This window comes from Enterococcus sp. DIV2467a (assembly GCF_050532945.1).
In the GTDB taxonomy this organism is placed as follows: domain Bacteria; phylum Bacillota; class Bacilli; order Lactobacillales; family Enterococcaceae; genus Enterococcus; species Enterococcus faecalis.
In genome coordinates, this window is the sequence record NZ_CP172896.1 from 882,206 (window position 1) to 897,039 (window position 14,834).

Sequence of the window (14,834 nt, forward strand, 5' to 3'; positions counted from 1 at the left end):
CGGAAAGGTGTAGTGAACATGGCTCAATTATTTTTCAAGTATGGCGCAATGAATAGTGGTAAAACCATTGAAATCTTAAAAGTAGCACACAATTACGAAGAACAAGACAAACCAGTTGTTTTGATGACCAGTGGACTAGATACACGTGATGGTGTCGGGAAAGTATCCAGTCGCATCGGATTACGCAGAGATGCTATTCCAATTTTTGAAGAAACCAATGTCTTTGACTTGATTAATGATTTGTCTTACAAACCTTTTTGCGTATTAGTCGATGAATGTCAATTTTTAAACAAGCATCATGTCATTGAATTTGCACGAATTGTTGACGAATTAGATATTCCAGTAATGGCATTTGGGCTAAAGAATGATTTTAGAAATGAATTATTTGAAGGCTCAAAGTATTTACTTTTATATGCAGACAAATTAGAAGAATTAAAAACGATTTGCTGGTTCTGTCATAAAAAAGCAACTATGAACTTGCACTATATTGATGGCAAACCCGTTTATGAAGGGGATCAAGTCCAAATTGGTGGGAATGAAGCCTACTATCCTGTTTGTCGCAAACATTATTTTCATCCAAAAACAGTGAATGAAGAACAGTAAGGAGAGACACTATGTACGATCAATTACAATCTATTGAAGATCGCTATGAGGAATTGGGCGAATTATTAAGTGACCCAGCAGTCATTAGCGATACAAAACGTTTCATGGAATTATCGAAAGAAGAAGCTAATACACGTGAGACGGTTGAGGTTTATCGCCGATATAAACAAGTTGTTGAAGGGATTAGCGATGCCGAAGAACTTTTAAGTGAAAACTTAGATGCGGAAATGGCCGAAATGGCGAAAGAAGAACTTTCTGATTTGAAAAAAGAAAAAGAAGTGTTAGAAGACCGCATTAAAATTTTATTATTACCAAAAGACCCAAATGATGATAAAAATATCATCATGGAAATCCGTGGTGCAGCCGGTGGCGATGAAGCCGCACTTTTTGCTGGCGACTTATTTAATATGTACCAAAAATATGCAGAAGCACAAGGGTGGAAAGCGGAAGTTTTAGAAGCGAACGTCACTGGAATCGGTGGATATAAAGAAGTAATTATGATGATTTCAGGAGATAACGTCTTTTCAAAATTAAAATATGAAAGTGGCGCTCACCGCGTGCAACGAGTTCCTTCAACAGAATCACAAGGACGGATTCATACATCGACAGCAACCGTTGTAGTTATGCCGGAAGCGGAAGAAGTCGAAATCGAATTAGCTGATAAAGATATCCGTGTCGATATTTATCATGCAAGTGGCGCTGGTGGACAGCACGTCAATAAAACCGCTTCGGCTGTTCGTTTAACCCATTTACCAACAGGAATCGTGGTCGCAATGCAAGATGAACGTTCACAGCTAAAAAACCGTGAAAAAGCAATGAAAGTTTTGCGTGCTCGTGTGTATGACCAAATTCAACAAGAAGCACAAAGTGAATATGATGCTAACCGTAAATCGGCGGTGGGGACCGGAGATCGTTCAGAACGAATCAGAACGTATAACTTCCCACAAAATCGAGTAACGGATCATCGTATCGGTTTAACCATCCAAAAACTAGACCAGATTCTTGCTGGCAAATTAGATGAAATCATTGATGCATTAGTCTTATATGATCAAACATCGAAATTAGAAGAGATGCAAAATGGCTAAACGTTACTTTGAAGTCCTTAACTGGGCTTCTTCTTTTTTAGAGGCGCAAGGCAAAGAAGGCTATGCTATTCACTATGTTTTTTTAGAACGTAAAGGTTGGGATAAAACGCAGTGGCTCCTGCATATGCAAGAAGAAATGCCCCAAGAAGAAGAGAAACAATTAAAAACGGATTTAGCCCAATTATTGACAGATTACCCAGCACAATATTTACTAGGACAAGCTGAATTTTATGGACATTCCTTTATTGTTAATGAACATACTTTGATTCCTAGGCCAGAAACAGAAGAATTAGTCGAGCGTTGCTTAAAAGCCAATCCAGATACTCCTTTGACGGTCGTGGATGTCGGAACAGGGACAGGTGCCATTGCGATTAGCTTGAAACTGGCACGGCCCAACTGGCGAGTTATTGCCATTGATCTTTCGGAGGAAGCGTTGACTGTCGCTAAACAAAACGCGCAAGCATTAGGTGCTGGCATCGAATTTTATCATGGGAATGGCTTACAGCCAGTTGCTTCTGAAAAAATTGATCTGCTTATTTCTAATCCGCCCTATATTAGTGAACAAGAATGGCATTTAATGGATGCAAGTGTCCGAACGTATGAACCTAAAACCGCTTTATTCGCTGAAAATAACGGTTTGGCTTTATACCAACAATTAATTCATGAAAGTCAAACGATGCTTAAAGCAGACGGTAAAATTTATTTTGAAATAGGGTTTCAACAAGGCGCGGCCCTCCAAGAATTATTGAGCGCCGCCTATCCACAAAAAACAATTAAAATTGAAAAAGATTTATCTGGCAACGATCGCCTCGCGATAGCCGAGTAACTAAGGTTCTTCGTCGCCACTTTTCTAGAAGGAGCGATTTGCAATGGAAACAAAAAAATTAACCAAACAAGAAATAGCCCAAGCAGCAGCAGCCATTCAAGCAGGCGAGCTAGTGGCTTTTCCAACAGAAACTGTTTATGGCTTAGGTGCCGATGCCTTAAATGAAGCGGCAGTAAAAAAAGTTTACCAAGTAAAAGGCCGCCCCAGTGATAATCCATTGATTGTTCATGTGAACAACGTTGAGATGGTCAAAAAATACGTGGCGACCTTACCAGAAGTCGCTACAAAATTGGTGTCTGCCTTTTGGCCGGGACCATTAACTTTAATTTTTAATGTGCCTAGCGATACATTTTCTAAAACAGTAACAGGTGGTTTAGAGACAGTCGCTTTTCGTATGCCAGATAACCAAGCGACCTTAGCTTTGATTGAACAAGCCAATGTTCCATTGGTCGGACCAAGTGCGAACACTTCTGGCAAGCCTAGTCCAACATCTGCAGAGCATGTTTATCATGATTTGCAGGGGAAAATTGCTGCCATATTAGATGATGGCCCAACGCAGATTGGGGTGGAGTCAACGGTCTTAGATTTAACGGCGGAAGATGGTGTGCCAGTTATTTTACGACCAGGAGCAATTACCAAAGAGCAGTTGGAAAGCATTATTCCCCAAGTGAAAATCGATACACATTTAATTAGCGAAAATGCAGCACCCAAAGCGCCAGGGATGAAATACAAACACTATTCTCCTGATGCGGAAGTTTGGATTATAAGCGGTCAAACAGCAGAATGGCAAGCGGCGATTCAGCAAGCAACAGAACAACAGGAAAAAATCGGCTTATTTTTAAGTGATAAACAGGCAGCACAACTAGATACAGAAAATGTATTTGTTTATTCTTATGGTGCAGAAACGGTTGAAAATGCCACAAAAGAACTATTTGCAGGGTTAAGAGCGTTAGATGAGCAAGGAGCTACCACGATTTTTGCGCAAGGATTTGCAGAAACTGGTTTAGGCACTGCTTACATGAATCGCTTGAAAAAATCAGCCAATCAAAAATTTTTTGAAAAATAAGAGGTATTTGTAACGAAGCTGACACAGAAGTATGATACAATCAGACAAAAGAAAACAAAATGGAGTGTTGTTTGAATGGATTACAAAACGTATGACCCAGATTTATGGAATGCAATTGCAAGAGAAGAAGAGCGCCAAGAAAATAACTTGGAACTAATCGCATCTGAGAATGTCGTGTCAAAAGCAGTTATGGCTGCCCAAGGAAGTATTTTAACGAATAAATACGCAGAAGGTTACCCTGGCAAACGGTACTATGGTGGTTGTGAATTTATCGATATCGTAGAAAATTTAGCTATTGATCGTGCCAAAGAATTATTTGGTGCAAAATTCGCGAATGTACAAGCCCATTCAGGTTCTCAAGCCAATACAGCGGCATACCTTTCATTGGTTGAACCAGGTGATACCATTTTGGGGATGGATTTATCAGCTGGTGGTCACTTAACACATGGTTCGCCCGTTAACTTTAGTGGCAAAACCTATAATTTTGTCAGTTATGGAGTGGATCCTTCAACAGAAGTAATCGATTATGATGTCGTGCGAATTTTAGCAAGAGAACATCGTCCAAAATTAATTGTTGCTGGCGCAAGTGCGTATTCACGAACGATTGATTTCAAACGTTTCCGTGAAATCGCTGATGAAGTAGATGCCAAGTTAATGGTTGATATGGCGCATATTGCAGGCTTGGTAGCTTCAGGGTTGCACCCAAATCCAGTTCCGTATGCTGATATCGTAACAAGTACGACCCATAAAACATTGCGTGGTCCTCGTGGCGGTTTAATTTTGACAAATAGCGAAGAATTGGCGAAAAAAGTAAATAGTAGTATTTTCCCAGGCATTCAAGGTGGCCCGTTGGAACATGTGATTGCCGGAAAAGCCGCAGCTTTTAAAGAAGCATTGGATCCAAGTTTTGCTGAATATAGTCAGCAAGTGATTGCAAATGCGCAAGCGATGACGAAAGTTTTCAATCAAGCGCCAGAAGCTCGTTTAATTAGTGGGGCAACAGACAACCACTTATTACTGATTGAAGTGACAGGTTTTGGTTTAAATGGAAAAGAAGCAGAAGCTATTTTAGATAGTGTAAATATTACTGTCAATAAAAATTCAATTCCGTTTGAACAATTAAGTCCATTTAAAACAAGTGGTATCCGTATTGGAACGCCTGCGATTACTTCACGTGGTTTTAAAGAAGAAGATGCGGTAGAAGTTGCTAAATTAATCGTTCAAGTTTTAAAAGATCCAGAAAATACAGCAGTTCATGATGAAGTCAAAGCAGCTGTAGCAGCGCTAACTAAAAAATATCCATTATATAACTAACATCAGGGATAGCTGAAGCGCGATTCTCTGTACAAATAAGAGTCGGAGCTTAGGATTTAAGGAATTCAACTTGTGTCCTAGGCTCTTTTGTTTTACAATAAGAAAGAATAAAATAATGAAGGAGAATAGATATGGGAAAATTTCAAGTAATTGATCATCCGCTAATTCAACACAAACTAACAATGATTCGCGAAAAGAACTGTGGGACAAAGGTTTTCCGCGAAGTTGTCAACGAAATTGCTATGTTAATGGCTTATGAAGTATCACGGGATATGCCTTTAGAGGATGTTGTCATCGAAACACCGATGGGTAAATCAACACAAAAAACACTTTCAGGGAAAAAAGTAGCAATCATTCCTATTTTACGTGCCGGCATTGGCATGGTTGATGGGATTTTAGAATTAATTCCAGCAGCGAAAGTTGGACACGTTGGACTTTACCGTGATGAAGAAACATTGCAACCACATGAATACTTCGTGAAATTACCTGAAGACATTGCAAGTCGTCAATTATTTGTTGTTGACCCAATGCTAGCAACAGGTGGTTCCGCAATTATGGCCATCGATTCATTAAAAGAACGTGGTGCTAGCAACATTAAATTTGTATGTCTAGTGGCCGTTCCAGAAGGTGTGAAAGCTTTACAAGAAGCGCACCCAGATGTAGATATTTATACAGCAGCTTTAGATGAGCGCTTAAACGAAGACGGCTATATCGTTCCTGGTTTAGGGGATGCTGGTGACCGTTTATTCGGAACAAAATAATAACAAAAAACCGTTAGGTAACCGATTATGGTTACTAACGGTTTTCTTTTGCTTAAAGAACTTTTCTAGGTGTATAATAAAAAATAAAAAAACAAAGGAGGAGCTATGAAAAAAAATAAAAAAGTCTTACACGCTATCGCTGTGATTGCTAGTGTGATGTCAGTTTTGATGTATGTTTCATATATTCCACAAATTTATGGAAATTTACATGGGGAAAAAGGCAATCCGACGCAACCATTAGTGGCAATGATTAATTGTATTTTTTGGACGATTCATGGGTTATATGGAGACGATGGAGAAACACGAGATAAGTCCATTATTTTTGCTAATGTGCCCGGAATTATTTTTGGTTTTTTTGCGTTTATTACAGCATTATAGTTTCCGACGAATTGGAAAGTATTCCAATTCTGTACATAAAAAAGAGCGGGGGAAATTTCCCACGCTTGAAGAATTAAATCTTTTTCAATTGTTTGTAATTAATAACAATCACACCATTGCTGTGCACCATTAAGTGATTGTTTTTTTGCGTTTCGTCAATTTCGACGACAGCGGCATTTTTTAATTGTTTCGTAACAACGCCTGTTTGTGGCTGTCCGTGAACAAGAAAAGTAACATGGGTGTCAACGGCGAAATCCTTACCAGCATCCGATGGAACAACAGGAGTAACCATACCATTAAAATTTGACATACAAAAAACCATCCTTTCTTGATATCTCTATTATACCACATTTTCAGAAAAAAGTTTGTAAAGTCGCTATTTGGCTTATTTTAAAGAGATTTTGCATAAATAAATAACAAACAGACTTTACAAATAAAGTAGAAAGTCCTATAATAGATTTGTTTCAGGCCAGCTTAGCTCAGTTGGTAGAGCAACGCACTCGTAACGCGTAGGTCACAGGTTCGATCCCTGCAGCTGGCATCTAAAAAAACAGACAGGCACTACCATCTGGTAGTGCCTGTCTGTTTTTTTAGATAAAATATTGGATTAGTGCAAATGAAGCAATGCCTACCAGTACAATAAGCAATAAGTTTTTAGTAAGTATTGCGGCTAAAATGGTAGGAAATAAAGCGAATAAATAAGGAAGATTGAGGCTTGGTAAATGTCCTATTCTTTGTTCAAATAAGCTACTAAACCATAAGGCGGACATAATCACAATGGGAACAAAACTTAGATATTCTAATAATTTCTGTGGCAGACTGATTTTTTTTAAAAGTAAAAATGGCAGTATTCTTGAAAGCCAGGTTGCAACGGTACAGCCTAAAATTGTTAAAAAGAGATACTCAGAAGAAGGCATTTTTTATCATCACTCCTATTCCACAACCGATTAACGTGACAACTAAGACAATTAAATTACTGGGAATAAAAATTAGACCAATAGACATCAACCCAAAAGTAATCAGGACCATGATGAGTTGTAAAGCGATTTTCATGGAACGATCACTAATTATCTGCAGATAAAGTAAACCAATGAACATAGCCACGACCGCAAACTCAAGACCTAATGCTTGAGGGTTTGCAATAAAGCGCCCTAGATAGGCACCGATGATCGTCGAAAAAACCCAAGTCGCATAGGAAATCAAATTGGCAGCATTAAACCACTCAAAACTTAAACGTCCTTTGGTATGGTTTAATTTATTCATTCCTAGTGCAAAACTTTCATCCGTCAGTAAGGTTCCCAACCAGAGATTTTTACCGAGAGATTCGGCTTTAAAGTAAGGCGCAATGGTCATTCCCATAAGAATCATACGCGCATTTACTAAGAAAGTCGCTAACACAATAGATAAGATAGGGCTGCCGCCAGTCAACATACTAACTGTTACAAACTGAGCAGATCCTGCAAAAATAAAAAACGACATCGCACTAACAATAAGAGGGGAAAAACCTGCTGCTTGTCCTACGATACCAAAAGCAATGCCAATACCAATATAGCCAAAAACCGTTGGCAAGGCTTCACGTATGCCAGTGCGTGCATCTAATTGGTGGTTCATTCTCTTTTTTTCCTTCTTTCTGTATAAAATTTAAACACGTGTGTATGAAAATCTAGACCTTCGATAATGAGACACAACGAGCGAATGAGCGTTTTCATTATTAACCACTCCTTTTGAACAACTAAGATATATATTGTATAATACAATAAAGAATACTTTTGTTCAATATATTAAACTTTTGGATGATAAAAAGAAACAGAAGGAGCAACTATTTTGGAGATTAATACAATTATTGGCAATAATTTAAAAAAAATTAGACAAGAAAAAAAACTTACGTTAGATGAACTAGCTGGGATAACCGGAGTGAGTAAAGGGATGCTTTCGCAGATTGAAAAAGGAACCACCAATCCTACCATAAATACAATTTGGAAAATAAGTAATGGACTCAATGTTCCGTATACGTATTTATTAGAAGATGACTATGTTAAAGAAAATCCCGTGGTAAAAAAAACTGAGACGGTAACACAACATTCTGAAGATCACTCCTATCGAGTCTTTAATTACTACTCAGACAACCAGGAAAGAAACTTTGAACTCTTTCAGTTTGAATTAGATCCAGGGAAAAAGTATCAAGCTGTTGGGCATTCAAAACGTTCGACAGAATATGTCATGGTTATTCAAGGAGCATTAGCTCTTGAAGTGGGCGGTCAGAGATACCTTCTTCCAAAAGACGCCGTTATGTATTTTGATGCTAATCAAGTACACACGTATATAAATGACGGAACAGAGAAAGTCCAAGCTGTCGTCATTAACTATTATACGTAACAGTGGAAAATAAACATTAGGAAATTGCTGCATCTGTTATTTTATGGACAAAAAAAGTAAACAATGCTACCCTAAAAATAATAGAAAATGAAAGATAAAAGAAGAGGTCAAAATGAATAAAAAAATTGAAAGTCTTGGTAATACAGCATTAAGTTTACTGAGTAATACGATTATTGTTGTGCCTTATTTACTTTACATTCAATTGAGTGATGGACACAACCTTTTAACAATTTTACCATTTGTCTTATTTTATACATTGCGTATGACAGGCATTTTTCTGGTTCGAGGAATTAATTTGTCTTTAACTAGTCTAGGTCTACTAAAGATTTCTCTATTGCTAGGCTTGGCAGGCTCCTTAATTGGGATTGCCGGCGCTTATTCTTTCCCGCTTTATAGTATTTCAGGAATGTTGTTAGGACTTAGTGGGGCATTGTTGCCACCAAGTAATCAATCAATTCGCTTTTTCTTAAAAGAAGAAGGTCAAAAAATCAGTCATAGCAATCTTTTAACGACAGTCTTATTGACCGCTGTTTTATTTGGCGCTTTATTTTTTAAAGCGACTGAGATTGGACTGGCGTTATTGGTGTACGCGCTCTATTTTCTGGTTGCTTTAGTAGCAATCAAGAGCTATCCTGTTTCATTAAACGAGCTAGAAGAAGAATCAGCAGAAGTTTCACGAAAAGAATTAATTCTGTTTGTTATCTTTTTTGTGTTATTACTTTTATTAAGAAGTGGTCGCTTATTAACGAATGCGGTGGAATTTGATTATGCGATTGTTGGCGCCTGCTGTTTCTTTGTGGTGGCTGTCCTTTTCGTTAGTCATTATGGCAAACGCGGTGCGTATAAAGTATCATTAGAAATGAATCTTGCGACCTTGATTAACGGGATTGTCGGGAACTATTTATTTTTATTTGGCTCCATTTATGTTGCAGGGGTTTATGGCAGAGCTCATATGGGCATCTATCTCTATTTACCTTATGTTTTAGGGATGATTTTTGCAATGATTGTAGCTAGTAAAACGAAACAATGGTCAAACAACATACCAATGGTTGGTCTGGCGGGAAGTTTGGGAATATTACTTCTTACCTCGTGGACTATTTTAGGCCTGTTTCTCTTGAGTTTTTTCAAAAGCACATTGAACAGCTTTTTAGCTAGGCGATATTATCAAGAGACAGATTTGCCTAAAGATAGCCGCATCCTTATCAAATATACAACACAAACAAAAGGGAGTTTATTCCATCAATTTATTTTGATGGCGCTTATGTTAGTCACTGTAGTAGGCAAAGGTGGTACGACACAATTTTTATTAGAATTGACTGGCGGCAAAGGCATTTCAATGCAAACAAGTCAATTTTTAACTTTCATTAAAAATAGTAACTCGCTCTTAGTGTTATTGTTTATTGCAGTTTATTTCGTGGTCGTTTTTCGTCAAAAGAAACGATAATTTACAAATATTCATAAAAAAATACTTGGAAAAACAGTGATTGTGGCTGATTTTCCAAGTATTTTTTTATGAAAAGATGTTTTTTTTTTTCGAAGATTCAAAAAAAATTAATCAATTGTTTCATTTTTAACAAGCTATTATTAGGTTATATGAATTTTATTGAAAGGGGATTAGTATGAAGAAAAAAACTTTTTCTTTTGTGATGTTGAGTATACTTCTCGCACAAAATTTCGGGTTTGCCGTAAATGCCTATGCTGTAACAACGACAGAAGCACAAACAGAGACCACTGATACAGCAAAAAAAGAGGCAGAGTTATCGAACTCAACACCATCTTTACCTTTAGCAACAACGAATACTTCAGAAATGAATCAACCAACTGCAACAACTGAATCGCAAACCACAGAGGCGAGCACAACAGCTTCCAGTGATGCTGCTACACCATCTGAACAACAAACAACGGAGGACAAGGATACCTCACTTAATGAAAAAGCCCTACCAGATGTTCAAGCGCCAATTACAGATGAACTACTTGACAGTATGAGTCTTGCGCCGATTGGTGGAACAGAATACAGCCAAACAGAGGTTCACCGCGAATTAAATACAACACCGGTAACCGCTACGTTCCAATTTGCTGTTGGAAACACAGGTTATGCACCTGGATCAGTTTATACAGTTCAATTACCAGAACATTTAGGTTATTCAACTGTTAGCGGAGATGTGACGGGCATTGGCGCAACTTGGGCAGTCGATGCGGCAACCAAAACATTAAGTATTACGTTTAATCAACGAGTTTCAGATACTTCCTTTAAAGTAGAATTAAAAAGTTATCTAACAACAGAGGCGGAACCATTAATCAAAATTGAAACTCCAGGAAAAAATAAAAAAACCTACTCGTTTGATTTATATGAACAAGTGGAACCAATTCAATATAACGAACGAACCAGAACGACGGGGTTAGATGGCGAAATTTTTTATAATTTAGACCGGACATTAACTGGCAATCAAACATTAGAATTATTAACAACAGAGACGCCAGGCGCTGTCTTTGGAAAACAAGATAACTTGGAACCTCAAGTTTTCAGTTACGATGTCGACATTAATGGTCAAATTTTACCAGAAACGCAAACCCTGTTAACACCTGGCAAAGATTATACATTAAGCGATAATTCACTAGGGCGGATTGCTGTAACTGTTCCAAACATGAATCAACAAAAAGCCTATTCCTTATCGATTAATCGGACAATTTATTTAGAGAGTGCTTCGGACTATAACTACTTATATTCGCAGCAGTATCCAACAACAAAAATTGGGTCAATTTCTTTGAAAAGTACGACAGGAACTAAACAAACAACCGATTTTACTGCTAAGACGAGTCAAACAAGTAAAGTAATTGCTGATCGTGAAATGCGTAGTATGTCCTATATCAGTTTTCAAAGCAAAGGGAAATATTATGTAACAATTTATGGCACATTAACAGAAACAAAAGTGGGTCAACAAATCGTATTAGAGAGTACAAATGGTCAAGAAATTAAGAATCCTAAATTTACGGCGTATGGTCCTTTATATGAAAATGTAAAATTGGAAGACTATTTTGATATTAAAACTGAAGGTGGCAAGCTCATCTTAACGGCCACAAAAGATAGCTATTTAAGAATAAATATTTCTGATTTAACAATGGATTTTGACAAGAAGGACATTAATCTATCATTAAGTACACCTGTAATTGGTCCCAATAAAGCCATTCAATTAGTATCCGATCAATATATTGAACCAATTAGTGTTGTTAATCCTTTGAATGCTGAAACTGCTTGGGGTAATTATGATCAAAATGGTGCCTATTCATCAAGAACAACTGTCTCAGTTATGGGAAGCAAAGAGACACCGATTCAAAATTTAGAAATTAAAGTAAAGCATCCTAATTATCTTTCATTACGAGCTACAAAAGAAATTTATTTTTATTACAAGTTAGGAACGGATTATACAGTAACGCCAACGTCAGATGGTTCAGTTATTAAGTTCACTACGCCAATAACCAACGAAATCCAAATTCCAATTGGTTTTAATTATGTGCCCGATAGTTTGCCAAAAGATAAAAGTATCCCAGTCGATACGATACCGATAACAATGAGTGCTGAAGGTTTAACTCCAGTTGATACGACAGTAACTACTAATAGTAAGCGTGGTTCTGAACGAACACTTCAAAGTAGTAAAAATCAATTCCTTGTCAATGCACGAAATGATTCTTTTGACTCACTAAGCGTCCGTACAAAAATTCCAGCTGGCGCCGATGTTCTTTTTGACATTTATGATGTTTCAAACGATCAGGTAGATTCAATTTATCCACAATACTGGGATCGTGGCTATTATTTTGATAAACCAATGTCACCAGACAGTCCTGGATACCCAACGATTACTTTTGACGAAAATACCAATAGTTACACGTTTGATTTTGGAAAAACCAACAAACGTTACATTATTGAGTATAAAAACGCCAATGGCTGGATCGACGTGCCAACTCTTTATATAACAGGGACAGCTAAAGAACCACAATCGAATAATAATGAAGGGTCTGCTTCGGTTTCTGTTCAAAATGAAGCGTTAGACATTTTGAGTGCAACACAAGCGGCGAATCCAACATTAAAAAATGTAACAAAAACAACAGTAACAACAAAAAATATTGATAATAAAACACATCGTGTGAAAAATCCAACGATTGAATTAACACCAAAAGGCACAACCAATGCTCAAATCGATTTGAATTCTATTACCGTGAAAGGCGTGCCAGAAGATGCTTATTCATTAGAGAAGACTACAAACGGTGCGAAAATTATTTTTAAAGACTATACATTGACAGAAAACATTACGATTGAATACAATACTGTCTCTGCAAACGCTGGCCAAATCTATACAGAAACAACAATCGACTCTGAAACATTGAACCAGATGTCTGCTAGCAAGAAAAAAGTCATCACTGCGCCAATCACATTGAAATTCTCAGAAGGTGATGCGGAAGGTATTGTTTATTTAGCAACTGCCACATTCTATACGCATAACATAGAGGATGAAAACCAAGCAATTGCGAAGGTTTCTTTTGAACTAATTGATAATGTCACGCATACAACAACCGAATTTACAACAGATGAAAAAGGTCAATACTCCTTTGATGCCATCATGACAGGTGATTATACTTTGCGAGTAACGAATGTACCGCAGGAATATTCCGTGGATGAAGAGTATTTGACAGGAAAAGCCATTAAGCTGGTCAAAGGAGACAATCAACTAAAAATTCCATTAACTAAAACAATTGATCACAGTCGTTTACAAGTCAAAGATACAACGATTTATGTCGGTGATTCATGGAAACCAGAAGAGAACTTTGTTTCAGCGACAGATAAAACAGGTCAAGATGTCCCATTCGAAAAAATCACTGTTTCAGGTCAAGTTGATACTAGCAAAGCAGGCGTTTATCCAATCGTATACAGTTACGAAGGTAAAGAAGAAACAGCTAATGTGACCGTCAAAGCCGACCAGTCTAAGTTAGAGGTCAAAGATACAACGATTTATGTCGGCGATAAATGGAAACCTGAAGATAATTTCGTTTCAGCAACAGACAAAACAGGTCAAGATGTCCTGTTTGAAAAAATTGACGTTCAGGGAACAGTGAATGTCGATAAAATAGGCGATTATGAAATTGTCTATAAAAATGGCACAAAAGAAGCGAAAGCAATCGTTCATGTTCGTGATGACAGTCGCTTACAAGTCAAAGATACAACGATTTATGTCGGCGATTCATGGAAACCAGAAGAGAACTTTGTTTCAGCGACAGATAAAACAGGTCAAGACGTTCCCTTCGAAAAAATCACTGTTTCAGGTCAAGTTGATAACACCAAAGCAGGCGTTTATCCAATCGTATACAGTTACGAAGGTAAAGAAGAAACAGCCCATGTGACCGTCAAACCCGACCAATCTAAGTTAGAGGTCAAAGATACAACGATTTATGTCGGCGATAAATGGAAACCTGAAGATAATTTCGTTTCAGCAACAGATAAAACAGGTCAAGACGTTCCTTTTGAAAAAATTGACGTTCAGGGAACAGTGAATGTTGATAAAATAGGCGATTATGAAATTGTCTATAAAAATGGCACAAAAGAAGCGAAAGCAATCGTTCATGTCCGTGATGACAGTCAGTTAGAGGTCAAAGATACAACAATTTATGTGGGTGATAAATGGGAAGCAGAAGATAACTTCGTTTCAGCAACAGATAAAACAGGTCAAGATGTCCCATTCGAAAAAATCACTGTTTCAGGTCAAGTTGATACTAGCAAAGCAGGCGTTTATCCAATCGTATACAGTTACGAAGGTAAAGAAGAAACAGCCCATGTGACCGTCAAACCCGACCAATCTAAGTTAGAGGTTAAAGATACAACGATTTATGTTGGTGATTCGTGGAAACCAGAAGATAATTTCGTTTCAGCGACAGATCGTGACGGTCATGCTATATCCTTTGATAAGGTTCAAGTAAAAGGGGAAGTTGATACAAAGAAAACAGGAGAGTACCAGATTTCCTATACCACTGAGCCAGTTAATGAAACCAAACCAGCTGTGCAGTCACGACTTTTCTCAATGTTTTCAAACGAAACACCTCGTCAATTGACGACAGTAGCAACTGTTCATGTGATTGATCGTAATCCTACACCACTACCAGATAAAAATGAGAACAACCAGACTAGTTCCTCAACGAATCAAACCACGATAAAACGTAGTCAGTATGTCACACATATTGTGAAACCTGACAAGCAAGGACGTTATCCAAAAACGGGAGAACAAACTAATGGTCTATATCGTGTGCTAGGACTTGTTGTGTTACTTATTGTGATTATTAGTGGTATAGTCATCAAGAAGAAACGAAAATAATTAAATGAGCGTGGGGCAAAAGTTTAAAGTAACTTTTGTTCCACGCTTAAAAGATGAATAAGTGCA

General features: G+C 37.5%; 13 protein-coding genes and 1 tRNA gene. 11 read left to right on the forward strand and 3 right to left on the reverse strand.

What is annotated here, in order from left to right:
• The first annotated feature begins 18 nt into the window (after window positions 1-18).
• From IGL80_RS04185 to IGL80_RS04215, 7 genes are all read left to right on the forward strand, one after another.
• Window positions 19-603, forward strand: coding sequence for a thymidine kinase (locus IGL80_RS04185; RefSeq protein ID WP_002356618.1), 585 nt, complete (start codon window positions 19-21; stop codon window positions 601-603).
• An 11-nt stretch (window positions 604-614) separates the two neighbouring features.
• Window positions 615-1,688 (forward strand): peptide chain release factor 1, encoded by a 1,074-nt coding sequence (gene prfA, locus IGL80_RS04190; RefSeq protein ID WP_002356619.1) that lies wholly within the window; start codon window positions 615-617, stop codon window positions 1,686-1,688.
• Window positions 1,681-2,514, forward strand: a complete 834-nt coding sequence (gene prmC / locus IGL80_RS04195) for a peptide chain release factor N(5)-glutamine methyltransferase (protein ID WP_002359668.1) — start codon at window positions 1,681-1,683, stop codon at window positions 2,512-2,514. The genes prfA and prmC overlap by 8 nt, the downstream gene beginning before the upstream one ends.
• 43 nt (window positions 2,515-2,557) lie before the next feature.
• Window positions 2,558-3,580 carry an L-threonylcarbamoyladenylate synthase gene (locus IGL80_RS04200; RefSeq protein ID WP_002359669.1) on the forward strand — a complete coding sequence of 341 codons (1,023 nt, stop codon included), beginning with the start codon at window positions 2,558-2,560 and terminating at the stop codon, window positions 3,578-3,580.
• 75 nt (window positions 3,581-3,655) lie between these two features.
• Window positions 3,656-4,894 (forward strand): serine hydroxymethyltransferase, encoded by a 1,239-nt coding sequence (gene glyA, locus IGL80_RS04205; RefSeq protein WP_002356623.1) that lies wholly within the window; start codon window positions 3,656-3,658, stop codon window positions 4,892-4,894.
• A gap of 131 nt (window positions 4,895-5,025) precedes the next feature.
• Window positions 5,026-5,655, forward strand: a complete 630-nt coding sequence (upp, locus tag IGL80_RS04210; RefSeq protein WP_002356624.1) for a uracil phosphoribosyltransferase — start codon at window positions 5,026-5,028, stop codon at window positions 5,653-5,655.
• 105 nt (window positions 5,656-5,760) lie between these two features.
• Complete coding sequence (locus tag IGL80_RS04215) at window positions 5,761-6,033, forward strand: membrane protein (protein WP_002356625.1); 273 nt, start codon at window positions 5,761-5,763, stop codon at window positions 6,031-6,033.
• Between the two features lie 73 nt (window positions 6,034-6,106).
• On the opposite strand, the gene IGL80_RS04220 is transcribed toward IGL80_RS04215, so the two are convergent.
• Window positions 6,107-6,343, reverse strand: a complete 237-nt coding sequence (locus tag IGL80_RS04220) for a hypothetical protein (RefSeq protein WP_002381528.1) — start codon at window positions 6,341-6,343, stop codon at window positions 6,107-6,109.
• A 158-nt stretch (window positions 6,344-6,501) separates the two neighbouring features.
• Here IGL80_RS04220 and IGL80_RS04225 point away from each other — a divergent pair.
• Window positions 6,502-6,574: transfer RNA gene (locus IGL80_RS04225), tRNA-Thr, on the forward strand.
• A gap of 49 nt (window positions 6,575-6,623) precedes the next feature.
• On the opposite strand, the gene IGL80_RS04230 is transcribed toward IGL80_RS04225, so the two are convergent.
• On the reverse strand, window positions 6,624-6,950 hold the full coding sequence (locus tag IGL80_RS04230; protein ID WP_085366505.1) for an AzlD domain-containing protein: 327 nt from the start codon (window positions 6,948-6,950) through the stop codon (window positions 6,624-6,626).
• Complete coding sequence (locus IGL80_RS04235) at window positions 6,937-7,644, reverse strand: AzlC family ABC transporter permease (protein ID WP_002359671.1); 708 nt, start codon at window positions 7,642-7,644, stop codon at window positions 6,937-6,939. The genes IGL80_RS04230 and IGL80_RS04235 overlap by 14 nt, the downstream gene beginning before the upstream one ends.
• 213 nt (window positions 7,645-7,857) lie before the next feature.
• Between IGL80_RS04235 and IGL80_RS04240 the strand changes: the two genes are divergently transcribed.
• The 3 genes from IGL80_RS04240 (at window position 7,858) to IGL80_RS04250 (ending at window position 14,768) form a co-directional block, all read left to right on the forward strand.
• Window positions 7,858-8,409 (forward strand): helix-turn-helix domain-containing protein, encoded by a 552-nt coding sequence (locus IGL80_RS04240; protein ID WP_002359672.1) that lies wholly within the window; start codon window positions 7,858-7,860, stop codon window positions 8,407-8,409.
• A gap of 112 nt (window positions 8,410-8,521) precedes the next feature.
• Window positions 8,522-9,853 carry a hypothetical protein gene (locus IGL80_RS04245; RefSeq protein WP_002359673.1) on the forward strand — a complete coding sequence of 444 codons (1,332 nt, stop codon included), beginning with the start codon at window positions 8,522-8,524 and terminating at the stop codon, window positions 9,851-9,853.
• Between the two features lie 175 nt (window positions 9,854-10,028).
• A complete protein-coding gene (locus tag IGL80_RS04250) occupies window positions 10,029-14,768 on the forward strand; it encodes a bacterial Ig-like domain-containing protein (RefSeq protein WP_002359674.1) in 4,740 nt (1,579 codons plus the stop codon).
• Window positions 14,769-14,834: the final 66 nt, after the last annotated feature.

Excerpts from the sequence above, each read along its gene's own strand:
- IGL80_RS04185 (WP_002356618.1), top strand. The coding sequence starts at position 19 with ATGGCTCAATTATTTTTCAAGTATGGCGCAATGAATAGTGGTAAAACC.
- prfA (WP_002356619.1), top strand. The coding sequence starts at position 615 with ATGTACGATCAATTACAATCTATTGAAGATCGCTATGAGGAATTGGGC.
- prmC (WP_002359668.1), top strand. The coding sequence starts at position 1,681 with ATGGCTAAACGTTACTTTGAAGTCCTTAACTGGGCTTCTTCTTTTTTA.
- IGL80_RS04200 (WP_002359669.1), top strand. The coding sequence starts at position 2,558 with ATGGAAACAAAAAAATTAACCAAACAAGAAATAGCCCAAGCAGCAGCA.
- glyA (WP_002356623.1), top strand. The coding sequence starts at position 3,656 with ATGGATTACAAAACGTATGACCCAGATTTATGGAATGCAATTGCAAGA.
- upp (WP_002356624.1), top strand. The coding sequence starts at position 5,026 with ATGGGAAAATTTCAAGTAATTGATCATCCGCTAATTCAACACAAACTA.
- IGL80_RS04215 (WP_002356625.1), top strand. The coding sequence starts at position 5,761 with ATGAAAAAAAATAAAAAAGTCTTACACGCTATCGCTGTGATTGCTAGT.
- IGL80_RS04220 (WP_002381528.1), bottom strand. The coding sequence starts at position 6,343 with ATGTCAAATTTTAATGGTATGGTTACTCCTGTTGTTCCATCGGATGCT.
- IGL80_RS04230 (WP_085366505.1), bottom strand. The coding sequence starts at position 6,950 with ATGCCTTCTTCTGAGTATCTCTTTTTAACAATTTTAGGCTGTACCGTT.
- IGL80_RS04235 (WP_002359671.1), bottom strand. The coding sequence starts at position 7,644 with ATGAACCACCAATTAGATGCACGCACTGGCATACGTGAAGCCTTGCCA.
- IGL80_RS04245 (WP_002359673.1), top strand. The coding sequence starts at position 8,522 with ATGAATAAAAAAATTGAAAGTCTTGGTAATACAGCATTAAGTTTACTG.
- IGL80_RS04250 (WP_002359674.1), top strand. The coding sequence starts at position 10,029 with ATGAAGAAAAAAACTTTTTCTTTTGTGATGTTGAGTATACTTCTCGCA.